Raw genomic sequence first — 21447 nt, 5'->3', positions numbered from 1 at the left:
TTATTCTGATACAATGAAGTATATAATGTAGAGTTAACTCCAGGTCAAGTGTTTCGGGAGGTTTTTTTTATGAGCTATGCTATAGGCGAATTTTCATCAATCACAGGAATTAGTATCTATACCTTACGGTATTATGAGAAGGAAAACCTGATCATACCCGAACGCAAGGAGAACGGCAGGCGGTATTATTCCGACAGTGATATTGCGTGGATACAGTTTATAAAACGACTGAAAGACACGGGTATGCCAATCAAGGAAATCCGAAAATACGCCCAACTCCGGGCACAGGGTGACGGTACGTTGGAAGAACGGATGGAAATGCTGATACAGCACCGGACTGTTCTGAAAGAGGAAATCGCCGCTATGCAAGAACACCTTGATAATCTTCAGAACAAAATCATTTATTACAAAACAGAGATAAATAAAAAGCATAAGGTAGACGCATAAAAGTCGGCGGTTCTGAAATTAAAAAAATCAGAACCGCCGTTATTCTGTTCTGGATCAAATTGTGCAGGGTCCTATTATGCGTTCTGGCGACAACCCTGTGATGTTGTTGTCCATTTTAGCAAAAAAGACAGATTTTGTGCGCCATGGTCAATTCCTTAAGGACTGCTTCGACATGAACCCGAACATATTGGGAACAGAAAAAGTCCAATTCATAGCATCAATGTCCGCTCCTTATTGGATACAGTTATATTTATATTAGGTAATTGGGCGAAAGTGTGTAATTATTCAGCAGAATGATGGATGGATATATGCCCTGTTACCCTATAATGAGTTTGCGCTGAAGTGTCGATTATTTATATAATGCGAAACATAAGGAAGATAACACATTCAAATTTATTTCCAGAGCCGATTAACAGCCTTCCAGAAGCAGAAATGCCTTTTTCCAATTATCAAGCATATCTTTCTCAAGGAGAGGAACACCAAATTATTTTTATGCAATTTAATGAGGATGTTGATTTTCCAGAACACTCGCATGAAAGTCAATGGGGTATTGTGCTTGAAGGCAAGATTGAACTAACGATAAATGGTGTTAAAAACATTTATACTAAAGGCGATAGGTACTTTATTGAAAAAGATGTGAAGCACTCCGGAAAAATATTTGCTGGCTATGCTGATATCACTTTTTTTAGTCAAAAGGATAGGTACATTACAAAGCCGAAAGTGCAAAAATAAGCAACTTGCGTAGATGCTGGTTATGAGCATAACCCTTGCTACGCTAAATTAGCATTTAACGTATTAATGTACATTGGAAATTTAATATTGATAGTTAGTAATTTTGGTGTTATTCTACTCATAAATATTTATTTCAAAAATATTGGGGGAGTCGAAATGAAAGTGGGAGAAGTATGTTTATTGACAAATGATGTTATCCGATTATCAAATTTTTATAAAATATTATTTGATATCGATAATGGCAGTGATGATAATAATCATCAATTTATCATATCGGAGGATACAACACTGACTGTTTATAATGACGGGATAGAGCGAGAAGCGAACCTACATAACATCTGTATTGCTTTTACAGTCGATGATGTAGATGTAGAGTTTAAGAGATTAAAAGCACTTGGTATCCAGATTATAGAACCCCCAACCGTAAGACCGAGGGGTGCAAAGAATATGAGCTTTTTAGACCCCGATAATAACTTGATAATTTTTAGGTGTTTTCCTCCAAAAATAGAACAATAAGCAAACTAACTATCAGTTATTAAGCTGGTAGTTTTTTATTGTAGTAAATCCAGAAAATCAGAATTTACTGGGCTTTACCGGGGCAAAGAGCAAAATCACGCCGCTGGGTTGTGGCGGTTGTAGTCGGCCCGTAACATTTTAAATCCTAAAACTGGAGGGATATATAAATGAAAAATTTTGATGTAAAAAGTTTAGTAGCGGGGGTCATCATAGGAACGCTGGGGATAACGACCGTATTTGCGGCAACGGGTATTAAGTCCGTGATTTTGAGCAATACGAAAGTTACGCTTAACGGAGATTCTTTACCACTTAGTAAATCCTTAATTTCGGTTACAATGGATAATGAGCAAATCGCAATTTTGTATGTCCCGGCAAATGAATTGCTTGAAAAGCTCGGATATACAGTTAATTATAACGACGTAAAAAATACGGTTGATTTAATTCCCGGTAACAACAGTTCGCATGAAGTTAATGGCGACATCATATCCGAAGGGAATGTCGTTATGAATTTAACCAATAATACCAACCAAATGAATATAGCTGAATCTGGCTCATTCGAAGCGGAAAATAATCAAACATTAACCTTAAATGTTACCTCGGATATTAAGGGTGGGTCGGTAGATCTATTCTTATTTGACCCGAATGGTAAAGAACAGCGCATTACAATCGGCTCCGCTAACATAACTAAAGAGATAGCTTTGAAAAAAGGAGTTTGGCAGTATAATTGTTCCGGTGTATTCAAAGATGGCGGGAACGCAAAGATTGTAGGTATAATCAAATAGAAAGTCAATAAGTAAATAGGATACTCTATCAAAAGTATCCATGAGATTTTATCTCCACGTCAAATTCTAGTTTGCCAATTGGGGAAATATCAATTTAACAATTATAACTGTAGATTATAATATTTTATGCAGCAATGTGGTGAAAAGAGGAGAGAGTTTTGACGAATAGCAGCGTTAAAAAAGAGGCAGGCTGGAAGTATTTATTGCTTTCGATAGGAGCGTTTTTGGGGATTTCATTAGAAGCTGTACATGCTTTTGGTTGGGAACCCATTCTTTATGGAGGAATAACCTTTCAGGAATATGCAACGTGGCAAGCCGTTTTACATTGGGTCATTACCTATTTTACCTGGGCTGTTGCGGGTTATTTGCTTATACGCACTGCAAAATACAGATTGGAATTTGACATATGGGCAAAAGGAGAAAAAATGAGACTGTGGCAACTCCTTGCCGTATTGTTTGGTATTATATTATCTGCGACAATTAGTTATTTTTCTTGGGATGGATTCAAGGTTATAAAAGAATTTACTAATTTAGGCTTGGTAAAATTTTTTTTCCAATACATCTACTACATGGTTGAAACCGCAATGTTTTTGTTGATTATTGTCTTTGGGCAAAAGGCAATGGAAATATGGACAAAAAACCGGAATGTGCCTTGGGGCGGTATCATTTGTGGATTGACTTGGGGGATAGTGCATTTAGTTAGCAGGGGTATTTTTGATATTGAAAACGGTGTGCTTGGCGCAATATTAGGATTTATGTTTGGAGCAGCGTATTTATTGACAAACAGAGATATTAAAAAGTCTTGGCTCATCTTATATTTAATGTTTGCATTGTAAGACAACAGAGAAAATAAGCATTAAGGTAAATTGGCAAGGTTTAAGTTATTGAAGTATAAAAAACTACTAACTATCAACATGATATGCTCCTCCTTGTAGTAGACAGTTTAAATATAAAACTGTTTATACAAGGAGGAGCATATTTTCATGCCTGGAAATAGGAATATATCACCACAAGAAAAAATTAAGGCTGTGAAAGAATTTTTATCCGGGAATGGTTCAGAGTATACCATTGCAGAAAAGTATGGTGTATCACGTAGTGGTTTTAGACGCTGGGTATTAAAATTCTTTTTTTCGATTAATTTATAATAAAACGCAGAAATCGTAGAAACAGATGATAGGAACAAAAGGTAGAGCTATTTTCTCACCTCCAAATTCAACACGTAAAAAATCAAATTGAGTACACGGCAATACAAAGTCGGCGTTCATTATTTTATACTATATGGATATGTTTCCACATCAAGTTAAATCCAGATTAATGGTGCCGCATGCATAGCGGCGGAATGGAGTTCAATTTGAACGAGTTTATTTTTAACAGTATGTTTAAAGATACCAATATCCCCGTTATAGTATGTGAGGCTGGAGATGAAATGATAGTATCCTTTGCCAACAGGGAAGCATACCTGCTTCTTAACCCGTCAATCATTTTGGAGAAACCCGATGCAGATTCCTCCCTGAAGGTTCCTCTCCGCCAATTAATGCGTTTTCAGAATGAAAGGGAACAGGATCATATTCGTCAGACACTGGAACATGCCGGCTCTCTTAGCCAGTACCCATTAAAACTGATATCACCTGAAGAAAGAGTTATTTCTGTTAAAATTGCCGCAAACATTGCATGCCTTGGCGAGTCAAAATATATCATTATATACGTTTTTTATGACGACTCAGACTGCGATTCATCGAATAAATATAATGATATTTTAGCCTACGTTTTAAATACATCCTACCACTCTACGGATATAAACCAGGCTGTGCAGATGATTCTGTCCCGAGTGGGTGAATACATCGATGTCAGCCGTGTGTATATCTTTGAGGATCTTTTTAATAGTTACACGCGCAATACATATGAGTGGTGTGCACCGGGCGTGGAACCTGCAATACAGGATTTACAAAACCTCTGCAAAGATGACTATAGTTACGATATCATTGTGAACCCCTCTGGCCTGTATGTTTCCGATGATGTAAGTACGCTGACGGAAAAGGACCGGGCCATACTGGAGCCACAGGGAATTAAAGCACTTGCTATCCTGCCGTTATTCCAACATGATACGCTAATAGGATTTATTGGCTATGACGACTGTATGAAAACACGGCGTTGGAGCTACAGAGAGTTGATGTTTTTAAAAGGTGTGGGCAGTGTCATATCCTCATTGATTATCAGGCGCAACGAGGAAACGGAGATTATCCGCAGCTACGAGGTACTGCAAACGATCAGCGACAACATTGACTCTATCATCTTTGTTAATGATTTGGAAACCTTCGAACTTAAATTTGTAAACCGGACACTTACGGATCAACTGGGAATTGAATCGGATGGAGTGTTGGGAAGAAAATGCTGGGAGGTGCTGCAAAAGGGAATGGATGGTCCTTGTCCTTTTTGTTCAATTCCCAAGCTGAAATGCAGTGGTTTTGCTCCTAATAAGGGGGTTCTGGAATATGAGCATCAGAATACAATAAACGGCAACTGGTACTGGGTCAAAGATTCAGTCATTCGCTGGGTAGATGGTACTCTGGCTCATTTTGAGGTGGCGATTGATATAACCTTGCGGAAAAAGTGCGAGGAACAATTGCACTATTTTGCTTCGACGGATGCGCTGACTGGCGTATCTAACCGTGAATGGGGCATCAAGATCCTGCAAAAAACGCATGGTTCGCTTCAAATGACGAAACCTGCTGTATCTTTATGCTTTATTGATTTAGATGGATTAAAGTCCATTAATGACATTTTCGGACATGCTGCTGGCGATGAGGCAATTAACAGTGTAGCCCGAGCCATTTCCAAGCGAATTCGTAAGGATGATATGGTTTGCCGGTGGGGTGGCGATGAATTCCTTGTTCTGCTAGGATGCGGTGTTATGGATGCTGATGCTATAATATGTAATATACAAGAAGACTTAAAAGCAAAGGTTCTAGAGGGAACTGGCTCTGCATTATCCTTTAGTTATGGAATCGTCGATTTTACTATGTTTGATAGTGTGGATGCTGCAATCGCCGCTGCTGACAGTTTTATGTACTATAATAAGAATTCCAAACCTTCCCGGATTAAAGACATACGATGAACTGCTCGCAGCCAGGCTGTAAGGAGCCGCCTTAAAAGATAGTTAAAAAGTTGTCAGAATTATTCTAAAAGGTTGTGTAAAAAATGATTGACAGTGCCAAAATACTCTGATAATATCAATAATAAATAACGGATGATGAATCAGAGAGAGAGCACAAATCTGTGCCGCCGAAGGGGAAGGCAGAAACTCTCAGGCAAAAGGATCGGATTCGGACGTAACTCTGGAGAACATTTATGTACCGACGAAGTTAATCTTTCAGGTAAAAGGACAGAGGCAGACAGGAATATCCAATACGGATACTTCTTTCTGCCTTTTTTTGTGCATATAACGGATGATGTTCCTATATTATCATATAAATTATTTAAGGAGGATTAAACATGGAACTTAAAACACCGCTTTATGAAATTCATCTGAAGTATCATGGTAAAATGGTCCCTTTTGCCGGATATCTTCTGCCTATCCAATATGAAGAGGGCATCATAAAGGAGCATATGGCAGTAAGAACGAGGGCAGGGCTTTTTGATGTTTCCCATATGGGAGAAATCATCTGTAAGGGGAAAGATGCACTTGAGAATCTTAATCGTCTGCTGACCAATGATTTTACCGATATGGAGATCGGACAGGCAAGATACAGCCCCATGTGCAATGAGCACGGTGGAACGGTGGATGATCTGATTGTATATAAGAAAAAGGAAGAGGAGTACTTCATTGTCGTAAATGCTTCCAATAAAGAAAAGGATTACCAGTGGATGCTGGAACATAAGTTAGGAGAAGTGGAGTTTGAAGATATTTCTGATAAAATCGCTCAAATCGCCCTGCAAGGTCCCAAATCACAGGAAATACTTATGAAACTCACCTCAGATATACCTGAAAAATACTATCATGCAGTGTTTGATGGAAAAGTGGCCGGAATTCCTTGTATGGTATCCAGAACCGGTTATACAGGGGAAGATGGTTTTGAACTGTATTTAGAAAATCAATATGCTGAGACCATGTGGGAAACACTTATGGAGGCTGGCAGTGAATATGGACTGATCCCATGCGGTCTGGGAGCCAGGGATACTCTGAGGCTGGAGGCAGGCATGCCATTATACGGGCATGAAATGAATGATGAGATTAATCCTGTGGAAATCGGTCTCGGGTTTGCAGTGAAGATGCAAAAGGATGATTTTATCGGAAAAAGCCATTTACCAAATAAAGATTCCCTCACAAGAAAACGAGTTGGCCTAAGGGTAACCGGGCGTGGAATCATAAGGGAACACGAAGAGGTACTTGCAGACGGGAAAAAGGCAGGCTTTACAACATCGGGAACCCATTGCCCATATCTGGGCTATCCGGCAGCCATGGCTATTTTAGATAAAGAATATACAGCAGCAGGTACGAAAGTAACGGTAATCGTCCGGGGAAGAGAAGTAGAAGCGGAAGTGGTAACCCTTCCATTTTATAGAAAATCAAAATAACCTACAAGGAAAAGGAGAATTAATTATGAAGGTATTAGGGGATCTGGTTTATACCAAAACACATGAATGGGTGAGATTTGAAGATGAAACAACGGCTTTGGTCGGACTTACAGATCATGCGCAGCAGTCATTGGGAGAACTTGTTTTTGTTAATCTTCCGGAAGAAGGTGACGATACGACAGCCGGTGAAGTATTTGCTGATGTGGAATCTGTTAAGGCCGTTTCCGATGTATATTGTCCGGTAACCGGAGTTGTATCAGAAATCAATGAAGAACTTTTAGACTCACCGGAAAAGATCAATGAGGCTCCTTATGAAGCCTGGTTTGTGAAAATCACCGATATAACGGATAAAGAAGAATTCTTAAGTCCTGAGGAATACGAAGAACTTGTTAAAAAAGAAATGGAATAAAGGAGATCTGCATATGGGTTCATTTGTACCGGCAACCGACCATGACAGAAAAGAAATGCTGTCAGCGATCGGAATTGAGAGCATAGAAGACCTTTTTGGGCAGCTTCCTCAGGAGGTTTTATTAAAGGATGGATTGAATCTTCCTAACGGAATGTCTGAAATGGAAGTAAATAAAAAGATGGAAGGCATTGCAGCAAAAAATACGGTGTTTCCAGTTATATTCAGAGGAGCAGGTGCTTACAAGCATTACATTCCTTCCATTGTAAAAAGCGTGATATCCAAAGAAACCCTGTACACCGCCTATACCCCGTATCAGGCGGAAATGAGCCAGGGAATCTTACAATCCATATATGAATACCAGACAATGATCTGTGAGATTACAGGGATGGATGTGGCCAATGCCTCCGTATATGACGGCGCGTCTGCGGCGGCTGAAGCGGTAGCTATGTGCAGGGACAGAAAGAAAAACAGGGCATTTGTTTCCGCAGCGGTTCATCCTCAGGTAATAGAAACCATAAAGACCTATTGTTTTGGAAACGGGATGGAACTTACGGTTATTCCGGAAAAAGACGGTATAACAGATCTGGATTTTCTAAAAGAACATCTGGATAGTCAGGCCGCATGTGTCTACATTCAGAATCCAAATTATTACGGCATTCTGGAACCGGCAGAAGAGATCGGAAGCATAGCAAAGGAAGCCAATGCCCGCTATATCATGGGAGTGAATCCTATTTCTTTGGGAATCATTAAGACGCCTATAGAATATGGTGCTGATATTGCAGTGGGAGAGGGGCAGCCCCTTGGATTGCCGCTATCATTCGGAGGACCTTATATCGGCTTTATGGCATGTACGAAAGAATTGATCAGAAAGCTTCCGGGAAGGATCGTTGGGGAAACCGTTGATTCCAATGGAAAAACAGGCTACGTCTTAACCCTTCAGGCGAGGGAACAGCATATCCGAAGAGAAAAAGCATTAAGTAACGTCTGCTCAAACCAGGCGCTTTGTGCATTGGCAGTGTCCGTCTATTTATCTGCGATGGGGGCAGAAGGACTGAAGCAGACAGCCATTCAATGTATGTCAAAAGCTCATTATATGGCGGAGCAATTGGAAGCAATCGGATATTCGGTTGTAAACCAAGGGGAATTCTTCCACGAATTTGTGACCACTTCAAAAATCCCGGCTGAACAGGTGATGGGGAAACTGGAAGAACATGGAATTCTTGGCGGCTATCCCTTAACCGGAGAAAGAGCCGGACAGATCTTATGGTGCTGCACGGAAATGAATGCTAAGGATGACATTGACCGTGTCATTGGCATTCTAAAGGAGGTGTAAGGTTATGCTGATATTTGAAAAGGGACAGGAAGGAAGAACGATGACCATTCTGCCGGAATGTGATGTGCCGGTAAGCCTGCCGGAAGAAGGCAGCTTGAGAAAAAAGAGCATGCACCTTCCCCAAGTGTCTGAAAATGATATAAGCAGACATTATACAGAAATAGCGAAAAAGGCATATGGTGTCAATGACGGCTTTTATCCTTTGGGCTCTTGTACCATGAAATACAATCCCAAGATCAATGAAGACACAGCAGCTCTTCCTGGCTTTAAACAGATTCATCCGCTGCAGCCGGAGCATACGGTGCAGGGTTGTATGGAAGTATTAAAAACAGCAGAGCAATACTTATGTGAGATCACTGGAATGAACCGTATGACTTTCCAGCCGGCAGCAGGAGCCCACGGTGAATTTACCGGACTTTTGCTGATAAAAGCATATCACGAAAGCCGCGGTGACAATAAAAGAACAAAGATCATCGTACCAGATTCCGCCCATGGAACCAATCCTGCCAGTGCGACAATGGTGGGCTATTCGGTAATCAGTATCCCATCTGCGGAAGACGGCGGAGTGGATTTGGAGGAATTAAAAAAAGCAGTCGGGGAAGATACAGCAGGACTGATGTTAACCAATCCCAATACATTAGGTCTTTTTGATAGAAATATACTGGAGATTACAAAAATCGTTCATGAAGCCGGAGGACTGAATTACTATGACGGAGCAAATTTAAACGCCGTTATGGGCATGATCAGACCAGGTGACATGGGATTTGATGTGGTCCATTTAAATCTTCATAAGACGTTTTCTACCCCTCACGGAGGCGGTGGCCCGGGCAGCGGACCAGTTGGCTGCAAGGATCTCCTGGCTGAGTTTTTACCCGGCAGCATGGTAGAGGAAGAGGAAGGATACGTATTTAAACATCCGGCACATACCATCGGACAGGTGAAAAGCTTTTACGGTAACTTTTTAATTGTGGTCAGAGCTATGACGTATTTATTTATGCTTGGAAAGGAAGGGGTTCCGGAAGCCTCAAAGCATGCCGTATTAAACGCCAATTACATGATGGCGCAATTAAAGGATGTATATGATATGGCTTACCAGGGAACTTGCATGCATGAATTTGTCATGAGCCTTGCAAGGCTTAAAAAAGAAACCGGTGTATCAGCCATGGACATAGCAAAAGGACTTTTGGACTATGGAATCCATCCACCGACCATGTATTTTCCACTGATCGTGCCAGAAGCGTTAATGGCGGAGCCTACGGAAACGGAATCAAAAGAAACATTGGATAAAGTGATTGCTGTATTACGCAGTCTTCATGAAACAGCAATGACGAATCCGGAAACTCTTCATCAGGCCCCCATCCACACACCGGTCACCAGACTTGATGAAGTTAGGGCTGCCAGAAATCCAAAGTTAAAGCACGAATTTTAGATAAGGAAACGGATAAAAGATGATACAGGAAATTAAATATATAGACGGAAGCAGTTATGATCCGTATCTGAATCTTGCTATTGAGGAGTATTTATTAGAAAATGCAGGTCGGGATACCTGTATCTTATACCTTTGGCAGAATGAAAATACTGTTGTAATCGGTAAAAACCAGAATCCATGGAAGGAATGCAGGATCCGGGAATTGGAGCAGGATGGCGGTCACCTGGTGAGAAGGCTTTCAGGAGGCGGCGCCGTATTCCATGATCTTGGTAACCTGAACTTTACGTTTCTTGTTAACAAGAATCATTATGATCTGGATAAACAGCTTGAGGTTATTTTGAGCGGAGTCAAAAAACTGGGAATCCATGCAGAAAAATCAGGACGAAATGATATTACCGTATCAGACAGGAAATTTTCCGGCAATGCCTTTTATACCAGAGGGGAAAAATGTTATCATCATGGAACCCTGCTGGTTCATGCAGATATGGAGAAGCTTTCCAAATACTTACAGGTTTCAAAGGATAAGCTGGCATTAAAAGGAGTGGACTCCGTTAAATCAAGGGTAACCAATCTTTCTGAATACCGGGCTGACTTAACCATTGATATGCTAAAGGAAAAGCTTCTGGAGGCATTTGAGGAAACTTATGGATGTAAGGCGGTTTTCTGCAGGCAGGAGGATTTAGACCAGGAAGCATTGTCAGAGGGAAGAAAGAAGTTTTCTTCCTGGGATTGGCTGTACGGACGTAACATGGATTTTCAATACGAACTGTCAAAACGCTTTGTTTGGGGAAATGTGATCTGGCAATTTCAGGTAAACAGCGGGATCATACAGGATCTGCAATTATTTTCAGATTCCATGGAACCGGATCTTATGGACCGGATCCCCAGGTATATAAAGGGTAGCAGATATGAGAATGAAGATATCTGCAATAAGCTGGATCAAGTGCCTGCAGAAACCCAGGCCCAGTCGGCCATGATAAAAGACTTAAAAGAGTTTTTTGCTGCTGCAGAATTATAAAGACCAGGGAGGGATAGGATGGAAGAACGATACGATCTGCTTGTTATTGGTGCAGGTCCCGGAGGATATGTAGCGGCCATAAAGGCTGCAAAGCTGGGAATGAAGACGGCTGTGATAGAAAACCGGGAAGTAGGCGGTACCTGTTTAAACCGAGGCTGCGTTCCTGCCAAGGCCATGCTGCACGCTGCTAAATTATATCAGGAGGTTCTGTCAGGAGAGAGATTCGGAATCATCTCAAAAGAGGTGAGCTGTGATTATGGAAAAGTGATGTCCTATAAAAATGAAACTTCCGAAAGTCTCAGACTGGGTGTGGAACAGCTTCTTAAGGGAAATAAAATTGATCGGATACACGGAACGGGAACGCTGACCAAGGATGGAATGGTCAGGGTCAAGACAGAGGAAGGGGAAGAACTCCTTCAGGCGAAGCATATCCTGCTGGCAACAGGATCAAAGCCAGCTATTTTGCCGATAGAAGGAATCCGTCTTCCCGGAGTCATGACCAGCGATGAGTTGTTTCAGCTTGATCATGTACCGGAAAGCCTGATTATTATAGGCGGCGGAGTTATCGGTGTGGAGTTTGCCACCGTATTCGCTTCCTTTGGCTCCAAGGTCACCTTACTGGAGGCGGAAGAGAGACTTCTGCCTGGTCTGGATAAAGAAATCTCACAGAATTTAAAGCTGATATTGAAAAAGAGAGGCGTTGACATCCATACCAAGGCATTTGTCCGAAAAATTGAAAAAGAGGGCAAAGATTTCACCTGTACCTATGGGGAGATGGCAAAAGACAAAGAAAAGATCGAGGTCATAAAGACGCCGTACCTGCTTTCTGCCACCGGACGTATTCCCAATACGGATGGACTGCTGGAAGAAGGGACTTCACTGGAAATGAACCGGGGAAGGATTATGGTGAAGGAGAACTTTGAAACAAGTATGCCGGGTGTGTTTGCGATCGGAGATGTGATCGGAGGCATTCAGCTGGCCCACGCTGCAAGCTCCCAGGGCATCTGTGCGGTGGAACTTATGAACGGGGTAGGGCCCTCCATCGATCTGTCGGTAATTCCGTCATGTGTTTATACGGATCCAGAGATTGCATGTGTCGGAATAACAGAAGAGGAAGCAAAAGGGAAAGGGATCGAGACCATTACCGGGAAAACCTTAACCCACGCTAACTGCAAATCATTTATAACAAAGGAAGAGAGAGGCTTTGTTAAAGTTGTAACAGATAAGGAAACAGGCGCATTGCTGGGAGCACAAATGATGTGCGCCAGAGCTACGGATATGATTGGAGAGATGGGAACTGCCATTACCAACAAACTTACTGCAGAGCAGCTTTTAAAAGCAATGCGGGCTCATCCTACTTATAATGAATCAGTAGGGGAAGCGCTTGAGGATTGTATTGGCGGAGCGATTCATGCGCTGCCCCGCAGGTAATTCTCCTGTTAAAAAGAAAGGTTAAATAATAAAGGTACATTTTCTATTATGAAGATGTACCTTTATTTGTTTTCAAACTCCACTATGGTATAATGGTTTAGCAGAAAATATCATGCAGCCCCTCCATTGTTTCGGTAAACTAAAGAAAACGAATACAAGGAGGAATCAACACTATGCTAAAAATACAAACCTACACCGCAGAGCTTGCCGGAACAAGCTATGAAATTGGATATCAGTTCGGAAAAATGACCGCTGCAATCCCGCAGCTGCAAGCAACCCATACTGCCGAAATAGAGGGCTTTGGCCTAAAGCAGGTTGAGGAAGCGGCAAAACTTTTTGACCGCTGGTGTCCCGGTCTCACAGAAGAACTTTGCGGTTTTGCCGATGCGCTGAAGGTAAAACCTGAGCAGGTATTTTTTTACGGAATGACTTATCTGCTTCCCCGGTGCAGTCATATTGCACTGCTGCCAAGCCGCACTGCCGATAGGAAACCCCTGCTTGCCCGTAACTATGAGTTCAGTCACGAAGCTGAGGATTTCTGTCTGATTAAAACCAGTGTCACAGGAAAATACTCGCATATGGGGACCAGTGTACTCCACTTCGGACGGGATGATGGATTTAACGAACACGGCCTTGCCGTCACGATGAGTTCCTGTGGCTTTCCGGTAGGGGCTCTTCCCTATATGCGATCACCGAAACTCAAAGGTCTCCAGTTTTGGGCGGTTACCCGTGCTCTTCTGGAAAACTGCAAGGACGTAACCGAATCGCTCAAATATCTGGAAGGGATGCCCATCGCTTATAACTTAAATATGATTCTGCTGGATAAGGCTGGAAATGCCGCTCTGGTAGAAACGTTGGATGGCCGTACCGCTGTCAAGCAGATTGGTCCGGATTCCAAAGAGCAGGAGTTGTATGCTACGAACCATGCGCTTTTTCCAGATCTTCAGTCGATGGAACCCAAGGTAATGGCGCATTCCGCAAGACGGTTCGAATATATCAAAAAACAGATTGCAAATCAAAACGAAGTAACTCAGGCACAGCTTAAGGAAATGCTGCTGGCTAAGTATCCGGATGGCCTATGCTGTCATTACTTCGAGGAGTATTTCGGAACCACCAAGAGCATGGTAATTTCGCCATCAGACGGTATCATTGACCTTTGCTGGGGCGGCCGGTCCGAAAATGGCTGGCATACCTATGATATTACCCAACCGTTGGAAGATGGTATGCAGACGGTGGAGATTAATTTAGAGAAAGCGGCACCAGGCACTTATGATTGGCAGCCGTTAACTTAAAAGCAGAAGGAGGATTGCTGTGAATTATAGAAAATCATTGGAGCAGGCGGTTATATATATTGAAAACCATCTGGGATACAATATTAAGGTCGAGGATGTGGCAAAGGCAGCCGGATATTCTTATTATCATCTAAATCGACAATTCACAGCGATCCTGGGTGAAAGCATAGGCAGCTACATCAAGAAGCGACGTCTAGCTGACGCATCCAAGAAGCTTCTGTATTCAGACCTTAAAATAATAGATATAGCCATTGAATACGGCTTTGATTCTCCGGAAGCTTTTAGCCGTGCATTCAAAGCTATCTATAAGGTCAGTCCTCAAAGCTATCGTCAAAACCGCCTGGACATCTTCATTGGCGGGAAAGAACGCCTGGATACAGGATTGTTGGATCATCTGGTCCGCAATGTGACGGTCCATCCGCGGATCGTTGAACTGCCGGAGATCAGGGTCGCGGGGATTCGGGGAGAAACGACCTTGCGGGACAACCGCCTGCGGGAACTGTGGGATAGGACTAATTCCCTATATAGTCAAATTCCCAACCGAATCCCAGGCGGGAGATCCTTTGGTATCTGCGAGGCATGTGCAGAAAACACGCTGTACACCATGAATGAGGATATCCTTTTTACCGAAGTGGCGGGAACGGAAGTATCGTCTTTTGAGGGGCTAACCGAGCCCTTTGTGCAGAAGGTAATCCCTGAGGGGCGCTACGCGGTTTTTACACACCGAGGTACTTTGCGGATGCTGCCTCAGACCTTTGACTACATCTGGGGAACATGGTTTCTCACTACGAAAGAAGAATTAGACTGGCGGGAGGACTTCGAGCTTTATGATGAACGCTTCCTTGGATACGATCATCCGGACTCTGAGGTGGATTTGTATATTCCAGTGAGATAAACAGCTACGGACAAAGGATGGTATTTTGCAGGGAGCGATTCGAAAAAAAATATTGACACAGCCTTCTCATAGGAGTATATTGAACTTAGTTCATTTGAACAATGTTCAATTAAATGACGTTCAAAGGAGGTGTCGGATATGAAACCATTTATAGTAAAAAAACAATGTTTATTATTGATTGCAGGCTGTGTATGGATGTTTGCAGGATTTATGGTCATGAAAACGGGCTATCCGTTTTTACAAAAGTCTACTTCATTAGGACTTATTCTTTTAGGTGCTTCTATCATATTTTTATTTTTTTATTTAAAGATTTTTTCAAAATTAGTACGAAGGCATGAGATAAGAATTAGAGGTTACGAGGAAGATAAAGTGGCTTTTTGGAAGTTTTTTGATAGAAAGCAGTATGTCATTATCGCTATCATGATGAGCGGAGGCATTTTAATTAGATATTATCATCTAGTTCCTAATTGGTTTATTGCATTTTTTTATTCAGGATTGGGATTTGCACTTTTTTCCTGTGGAACTAGGTTTGTAGCTAGATATATTAAATTTGAAAGGGCGTGATTTTATGAACGGATTATTAGTGAGTGCAATTGTTACAATATCCCTGGCTTTGGTATTTTATACAATTGGTGTTTGGAGTGAACATAAAGAAAAAGTTTTAAAGAAAATACACGCAGTATACTTTGGTTTAGGTCTGATCTTCGATACGACAGGGACTACTTTAATGTCGATCATTGCTGGAAAGAAAGATATCTCTAATTTAACCACATTTTATATCCATAGATTTACTGGTGGTTTAGCAATCATGCTTATGCTAGTTCATTTCCTATGGGCAATTTATGTACTAATAAAAGGATCAGAAAAAGCGAAAGAGAATTTCCATAGGTTTAGTGTGATTGTTTGGGGATTTTGGTTAATCCCATATTTTGTTGGTATGTTTATGGGAATGAGAGGCTAGTTAAATAAAGTTTATTTAATAAGAAAGAAGTAGGTAACGAAATGAAGAAAGTTGATGTGAGCAGAGAAGATATCTTAAAAATAGGGTTGGAACTGCTAACTTCAGGAACTGTCAGGACTTTGACTTTGAGAGACTTAGCCAGCCGAACAGGAGTTTCAGTAGGAACGTTATATAATTATTTTGGAGACAAAGAACAGCTTCAAAGAGAAGTGTTAGGATATTTTTGGGAAAAAGCAATGTATCAAGAAGGCATCCTTAATTGCGATAATATAGATTTTATCGACCATGTGGAACAGTCTTACAGCCTGTTTTTTAAGAGTTTTCAAAAGATACATGGTGCTGTCAGTAATAATTCTTCAAGTACTGTAAACAAATGTGATATGCAAGCTAATTTTCCTGTGAAACATATTAATGAAAAACTAGAATCTTGGGTTGAAGTGTTGGTAGATCTTCATACGGATGAACTGAAAGAAGTAGAAGCGAAGTGCTCAAGAACAGAGATCATCAATTATATTGTTGCCATTTATATGGGGAGATTTCTAAGAGGTGATGACGATCTTGGGATTGCAATGAAAGTATTAAGAGCATACTTTTCGAAGATGCCCCCTGACGTCAACGGGATATCAAATTAATGTGGTTAATAAAGAGGTGAGGTTTCGGTCAACGATAGACTAAAGACTTAGCCTCTTTTTTATGCCTAAAACAAAGGGTTTTCAGCTAATGATAATATTTTACTAGTGGGATGTGTATTGAAAACTTGGAATATATATGATAATATAGTTCAATGTTGAACTATATTAAAGCGAGGTGAATATAAATGAAGAATGAACCGGTTAATAATAAAAACAGTCTTTTTTTAATCTTTAACTGGAAGTTAAAAAAGGTGTATGAAAAGGTATTTTATCAACTAACTGAGGAATTGCAATTGACCCAGAATGAAATCGATGTACTTTTGTATTTGTATAACAACGCTCCGTTTAATACCGCACGTGATATAGCCAGATATCGTGCTATGTCAAAGTCTATGATATCAAAATCCGTAGATTCCTTATATAGAAGAGGCTATTTATCCTATGAGACAGATGAAATAGACAAAAGATGTACTCATCTAAAAATCGAACCAGTGGCTATTCCAATTGTGGAAAAATTACTTGAGGCTCAAAAAGAGTTTTTTTCTATTCTTACATGTAATATTACTGGGAAAGAATATGAAGCAATGGAGACAGTATTAAATAAAATGTATCAAAACATCATTGATCAGCTTGAAGAATAAAGGGGAGATAGAAGAAATGAAAAATAAGCAACAAAGTGAATTAGGAACTAAAAGTATAAAAAAGTTACTTTTTAGTATGGCTGTTCCTGCAATTACAGCGCAGATTATCAACCTTCTGTACAATATGGTGGATAGAATGTATATTGGACATATTCCTGATGTAGGTGCTACAGCGTTAACTGGAGTAGGTGTTACAATGCCAATCATTATGGTCATATCAGCATTTGCTGCATTAGTTAGCATGGGTGGTGCACCACGCTCTTCGATTATGATGGGAAAAGGTGATAAAGATACTGCTGAAAAAATACTGGGAAACTGCACAACGGCATTGGTGCTTATTTCAATAATATTAACAGTTGTAGTTCTTTTATTTGGAGAAAATATGTTAATGGCATTTGGGGCCAGCCAGAATACGTTTAAGTATGCATTGGATTATTTAAAGATCTATGCTTATGGAACCTTGTTTGTCCAACTGGCCTTAGGTCTAAATGCATTTATTACTGCACAAGGTTTTGCCAAAACAAGCATGCTTACAGTACTAGTCGGAGCAATATTAAATATTATTTTAGATCCGATCTTTATCTTTGGGTTTAATATGGGGGTAAAAGGTGCCGCTTTAGCAACTATAATATCACAGGGAGTTTCTGCTTTATGGGTTATTAAATTTCTTAATGGGGATAAAACCTTCTTAAAAATCAAGAGAAAATATTTAAAAATAGATTTTAAAGTATTATTACCATGTATTGCCCTTGGATTAGCACCATTTATTATGCAATCAACAGAAAGCATTTTAGCCGTATCATTTAATACCTCCTTACTCAAACATGGTGGAGATCTATCCGTTGGAGCCATGACCATCCTTTCCAGTGTTATGCAGTTTTCTATGCTTCCATTAGTTGGGCTGACTCAAGGAGCTACACCAATTATTAGCTTTAATTACGGATCGGGTAATGGCACCAGAGTGAAAGAAGCATTTTTATTACTACTAAAGGCATCACTAAGTTATTCAATCGTATTATGGGCAATTGCAATGTTCTTTCCCCAAGTATTTGCTGGAATTTTTTCAAAAGAAGCAGAGTTGATTGATATTACTATTAAGGCAATGAGAATTTATATGGCAGCTTCTTTACTATTTGGAATTCAAGTCAGTTGCCAGCAGACTTTTATAGCATTAGGAAAAGCAAAAGTATCTGTATTCTTAGCTGTTCTGCGCAAAATAATTCTTTTAATTCCACTTATTTATATATTACCTTTATTTCTAGAAAATAAGGTAAATGCAGTATTTTTAGCAGAGCCAATCGCTGATATGATTGCCGTTACAATAACCGGCATCATGTTTGCTACCCAGTTTAAGCGTGTATTAAAGAAATTAGAAACCGAGAGAGAATCGAACGCTATGGCGTGTTGACTTTTGAGTTTGAGGGTCATTATGTATGGTATATAACCAATGCATAATGACCGTTTTTAGATTCCGTTCGCATTTTGCAGTTATGGAATAAGTTCCTTGATATACTGTCTGGGAGATTTCCCTTTGTATTTTTTGAAAGTCTTAATAAAATAACTGATATCATTAAATCCACAGGAAAGTGAGATTTCTGTTATGGAGTCATTGGTGGTTATCAGCTGATAGCAGGCCCGTTCAATGCGGTAATAATTCACATAATCGATGGGCGTCCGGGAAGTCATTTCGAAGAAAAAGCGGCAGAAATATTTGGGGGACATTCCGGTAATTCTTGCCAGATCATTCAGTTCTATTTTGTTAGAGTAATTATGATCAATATAATCCAGTACATTTTTTAAAAGGTAAATGTTCTTATGCTTAGATCGTTCCGCCTGGTCAGGGATGACATAGCGGTTTTCAGAATACATATACCCTATGATCTGATTTAATAGTCCGATGGCAATTAGCTCTTGCTTGACCGTTATACCTCTTATAATCCGAAAGAACTCTTCCATTAAGGAATAGATCTTGTTTGGATCGTATGGATAGTATTCATCCAATCTCAGCTCACATCTATTTAATTTGTCCAAAAAAGGAGAAGCAAAGGATTTGCCCAACAGGATGCTGCATGGGATAACGATGCATTCGTAAGTGCAGTCATGGGGGACGCCTCCGTGCAGGCAGCCGCTGTTGACAATGAGAATATCTCCAGGCCGGGCGAGCCGGCTGTTTTCATCAATCGTCACCTCAAATTCCCCTTCTATAATATGAATAAATTCCAGCTCTTCATGCCAGTGATAGGGCATGGTATATTGCGGATGAAGATGATTCACATAGTAATAGCCAACAGGAAATTCAGATGTACCGTGGCTTTTGTTTTCTTTATATTTAAGATATTGCATGGCTTTCACCTCTTTGGTTTTACAATTAAGCAACGGAAGTAGTATCTATTGACATTATAATACCAACAGAATAAAAAAATCAATGATATTCCAGATAAACATATGAATATTATTATACTTTTTGCAAATATCAGACAAGAATCATCGGATCCAATATGATACACTACAGGTAGAAGCAATCGTTTTCCTATTCAAATAAAAGGAGGAAGGAATATGGCAGTGAGCAGATTAATTGGAAGTTACCCGGTGATAGGGATTCGTCCCGTGATTGACGGAAGAAGAGGATACTTGAAAGTAAGGGAATCGCTGGAAGACCAGACCATGAATATGGCGAAGGCAGCGGCGGAATTGTTCCAAAGTAACATTTGTTATTCTAACGGTGACCCTGTAAACGTGGTAATTGCAGATACCACCATTGGGGGTGTCGGCGAAGCAGCCGCTTGTGCGGATAAATTCCGCAGGGCAGGTGTGGATATCACCTTGACGGTAACCCCCTGCTGGTGTTATGGGGCAGAGACAATGGATATGGATACAAAAACCATCAAAGGAGTTTGGGGACTGAATGGAACAGAACGTCCGGGAGCTGTATATTTGGCTTCCGTGTTAGCAACTCATGCTCAGAAAGGCCTTCCTGCTTTTGGGATTTATGGTCAGGATGTGCAGGATGCCGATGAGACCGGGATACCTGAAGATGTGAAAGAAAAACTGCTCCGTTTCGGTCGTGCTGCCGTAGCTGTAGCTACCATGAGAGGAAAATCCTATCTCCAGATTGGTTCTATTTGTATGGGAATCGGCGGATCCATCATTGATCCATCTTTCATAGAAGAATACTTAGGTATGAGAGTTGAATCTGTGGATGAAGTGGAAATCATCCGTAGGATGACAGAAGGCATTTACGATAAAGAAGAATTTGATAAGGCACTGGCATGGACAAAGAATAATTGTGTCATAGGCTTTGACAAAAATCCGGAAGCAGTGCAAAAGAGCCAGGAAGAAACAGAGAAGGATTGGGAATTTGTTGTAAAAATGATGTGCATTATCAAGGATCTGATGAATGGCAATCCGAATCTGGATAAAGGCTTTGAAGAAGAATCCTTAGGGCATAATGCAATTGCCGCAGGCTTCCAGGGACAGCGTCAGTGGACGGATTTCTATCCCAATGGCGACTTTGCCGAGGCCATGCTTAATAGTTCCTTTGATTGGAATGGCGCAAGGGAACCATACATATTGGCAACGGAGAATGATGTGTTAAACGGGATCGGTATGCTATTCTTAAAACTTCTTACAAATCGGGCACAGATTTTTGCAGATGTTCGTACCTACTGGAGTGAAGCCGCCGTAAAACGTGTCACAGACTATAACCTGGAGGGACGGTCAAAAGAAGCCGGCGGATTCCTGCACTTAATAAATTCCGGTGCCGCTTGTTTGGATGCCAGTGGAAAGGCTGTGGATAAAAGCGGAAACCGCATGATAAAGCCTTGGTTTGAGGTGACGGAAGAAGACCAGAAACAGATCATGGAAGCCACCACATGGAATCAGGCTGATTTCGGATATTTTAGGGGCGGCGGATTTTCTTCCCGTTTCCTCACTGATTGTGAGATGCCAGTGACTATGATCCGTCTGAACCTGGTCAAAGGCCTTGGACCATCCCTGCAGATTGCAGAAGGGTACACCGTTCATCTGCCGGAGGAAGTGTCGGATGTTCTTTGGAAGAGAACCGATTATACATGGCCTTGTACCTGGTTTACCCCTATTATCACAGGACAGGGTGCATTTGCAAGTGCCTATGATCTGATGAACAACTGGGGCGCTAATCACGGGGCAATCAGTTATGGACATGTGGGGGCCGACTTAATTACCTTGTGCTCCATACTCAGAATCCCTGTCAGTCTGCATAATGTTCCCGAAGAAAAGATCTTTAGGCCGGCCGCATGGAATGCTTTTGGTATGGATAAAGAGGGGCAGGATTACCGGGCGTGTCAGACATACGGTCCCCTTTATAAATAGGTGG

22 protein-coding genes and 1 riboswitch are annotated in these 21447 nt (G+C 41.0%); of the genes, 21 read left to right on the top strand and 1 reads right to left on the bottom strand.

The genetic code is table 11. The features are described 5' to 3' along the window. Nucleotides 1-69 precede the first annotated feature (69 nt). The 20 genes from ACHZES_RS06165 to ACHZES_RS06070 all read left to right on the top strand — a co-directional run bounded on the left by ACHZES_RS06165 (nucleotide 70) and on the right by ACHZES_RS06070 (nucleotide 18501). Entirely contained in the window at nucleotides 70-447 is a 378-nt protein-coding gene (locus tag ACHZES_RS06165) for a MerR family transcriptional regulator (RefSeq protein ID WP_395548772.1), read from the top strand. Nucleotides 448-807: 360 nt separating this feature from the next. Beyond that, nucleotides 808-1179 carry a cupin domain-containing protein gene (locus tag ACHZES_RS06160; RefSeq protein ID WP_404820338.1) on the top strand — a complete coding sequence of 124 codons (372 nt, stop codon included), beginning with the start codon at nucleotides 808-810 and terminating at the stop codon, nucleotides 1177-1179. 156 nt (nucleotides 1180-1335) lie between these two features. Continuing rightward, nucleotides 1336-1695, top strand: a complete 360-nt coding sequence (locus ACHZES_RS06155; protein WP_395548774.1) for a VOC family protein — start codon at nucleotides 1336-1338, stop codon at nucleotides 1693-1695. A gap of 167 nt (nucleotides 1696-1862) precedes the next feature. Further along, entirely contained in the window at nucleotides 1863-2477 is a 615-nt protein-coding gene (locus ACHZES_RS06150) for a hypothetical protein (RefSeq protein WP_395548775.1), read from the top strand. A gap of 158 nt (nucleotides 2478-2635) precedes the next feature. After that, nucleotides 2636-3313 (top strand): hypothetical protein, encoded by a 678-nt coding sequence (locus tag ACHZES_RS06145; protein ID WP_395548776.1) that lies wholly within the window; start codon nucleotides 2636-2638, stop codon nucleotides 3311-3313. Nucleotides 3314-3460: 147 nt separating this feature from the next. Next, on the top strand, nucleotides 3461-3622 hold the full coding sequence (locus tag ACHZES_RS06140) for a transposase (protein ID WP_395548777.1): 162 nt from the start codon (nucleotides 3461-3463) through the stop codon (nucleotides 3620-3622). Between the two features lie 194 nt (nucleotides 3623-3816). Continuing rightward, complete coding sequence (locus ACHZES_RS06135; RefSeq protein ID WP_404820337.1) at nucleotides 3817-5592, top strand: diguanylate cyclase; 1776 nt, start codon at nucleotides 3817-3819, stop codon at nucleotides 5590-5592. A 132-nt stretch (nucleotides 5593-5724) separates the two neighbouring features. Next, a riboswitch (glycine riboswitch) is annotated at nucleotides 5725-5807 on the top strand. Nucleotides 5808-5969: 162 nt separating this feature from the next. After that, entirely contained in the window at nucleotides 5970-7052 is a 1083-nt protein-coding gene (gene gcvT / locus ACHZES_RS06130; RefSeq protein ID WP_395548780.1) for a glycine cleavage system aminomethyltransferase GcvT, read from the top strand. Between the two features lie 25 nt (nucleotides 7053-7077). Next, a complete protein-coding gene (gene gcvH / locus ACHZES_RS06125; RefSeq protein ID WP_089988290.1) occupies nucleotides 7078-7461 on the top strand; it encodes a glycine cleavage system protein GcvH in 384 nt (127 codons plus the stop codon). Nucleotides 7462-7474: 13 nt separating this feature from the next. Next, a complete protein-coding gene (gene gcvPA, locus ACHZES_RS06120) occupies nucleotides 7475-8794 on the top strand; it encodes an aminomethyl-transferring glycine dehydrogenase subunit GcvPA (protein ID WP_395548781.1) in 1320 nt (439 codons plus the stop codon). Between the two features lie 4 nt (nucleotides 8795-8798). After that, a complete protein-coding gene (gcvPB, locus tag ACHZES_RS06115) occupies nucleotides 8799-10223 on the top strand; it encodes an aminomethyl-transferring glycine dehydrogenase subunit GcvPB (protein ID WP_395548782.1) in 1425 nt (474 codons plus the stop codon). 19 nt (nucleotides 10224-10242) lie between these two features. Beyond that, nucleotides 10243-11241 carry a lipoate--protein ligase gene (locus tag ACHZES_RS06110; RefSeq protein ID WP_395548783.1) on the top strand — a complete coding sequence of 333 codons (999 nt, stop codon included), beginning with the start codon at nucleotides 10243-10245 and terminating at the stop codon, nucleotides 11239-11241. A gap of 18 nt (nucleotides 11242-11259) precedes the next feature. Continuing rightward, on the top strand, nucleotides 11260-12672 hold the full coding sequence (gene lpdA, locus ACHZES_RS06105) for a dihydrolipoyl dehydrogenase (protein WP_395548784.1): 1413 nt from the start codon (nucleotides 11260-11262) through the stop codon (nucleotides 12670-12672). Nucleotides 12673-12845: 173 nt separating this feature from the next. Beyond that, a complete protein-coding gene (locus ACHZES_RS06100) occupies nucleotides 12846-13964 on the top strand; it encodes a C45 family autoproteolytic acyltransferase/hydolase (RefSeq protein WP_395548785.1) in 1119 nt (372 codons plus the stop codon). Between the two features lie 19 nt (nucleotides 13965-13983). Further along, nucleotides 13984-14859 carry an effector binding domain-containing protein gene (locus tag ACHZES_RS06095; protein WP_395548786.1) on the top strand — a complete coding sequence of 292 codons (876 nt, stop codon included), beginning with the start codon at nucleotides 13984-13986 and terminating at the stop codon, nucleotides 14857-14859. A gap of 138 nt (nucleotides 14860-14997) precedes the next feature. Next, nucleotides 14998-15423: a hypothetical protein gene (locus ACHZES_RS06090; RefSeq protein WP_154525668.1), complete on the top strand. Its 426-nt coding sequence runs from the start codon at nucleotides 14998-15000 to the stop codon at nucleotides 15421-15423. A 4-nt stretch (nucleotides 15424-15427) separates the two neighbouring features. Next, nucleotides 15428-15820, top strand: coding sequence for an HsmA family protein (locus ACHZES_RS06085; protein ID WP_038284893.1), 393 nt, complete (start codon nucleotides 15428-15430; stop codon nucleotides 15818-15820). A 41-nt stretch (nucleotides 15821-15861) separates the two neighbouring features. Then, entirely contained in the window at nucleotides 15862-16452 is a 591-nt protein-coding gene (locus ACHZES_RS06080; RefSeq protein ID WP_038284895.1) for a TetR/AcrR family transcriptional regulator, read from the top strand. A gap of 185 nt (nucleotides 16453-16637) precedes the next feature. Beyond that, nucleotides 16638-17093, top strand: a complete 456-nt coding sequence (locus ACHZES_RS06075; protein ID WP_051835382.1) for a MarR family winged helix-turn-helix transcriptional regulator — start codon at nucleotides 16638-16640, stop codon at nucleotides 17091-17093. Nucleotides 17094-17109: 16 nt separating this feature from the next. Next, entirely contained in the window at nucleotides 17110-18501 is a 1392-nt protein-coding gene (locus ACHZES_RS06070) for an MATE family efflux transporter (RefSeq protein ID WP_395548787.1), read from the top strand. A gap of 80 nt (nucleotides 18502-18581) precedes the next feature. Here ACHZES_RS06070 and ACHZES_RS06065 read toward each other — a convergent pair whose 3' ends face one another. Further along, a complete protein-coding gene (locus ACHZES_RS06065; protein ID WP_038284900.1) occupies nucleotides 18582-19436 on the bottom strand; it encodes an AraC family transcriptional regulator in 855 nt (284 codons plus the stop codon). A 213-nt stretch (nucleotides 19437-19649) separates the two neighbouring features. On the opposite strand from ACHZES_RS06065, the gene ACHZES_RS06060 reads away from it, so the two are divergent. Next, complete coding sequence (locus ACHZES_RS06060) at nucleotides 19650-21443, top strand: L-fucose isomerase (protein WP_395548788.1); 1794 nt, start codon at nucleotides 19650-19652, stop codon at nucleotides 21441-21443. The last annotated feature ends 4 nt before the right edge of the window (nucleotides 21444-21447 follow it).

The organism is Lacrimispora sanguinis (assembly GCF_044987295.1).
GTDB classification, from domain to species: Bacteria; Bacillota; Clostridia; order Lachnospirales; family Lachnospiraceae; genus Lacrimispora; species Lacrimispora celerecrescens_B.
The sequence above is the reverse complement of the archived record's forward strand: the minus strand, read 5'-3'. Positions and strand labels throughout refer to the sequence as shown.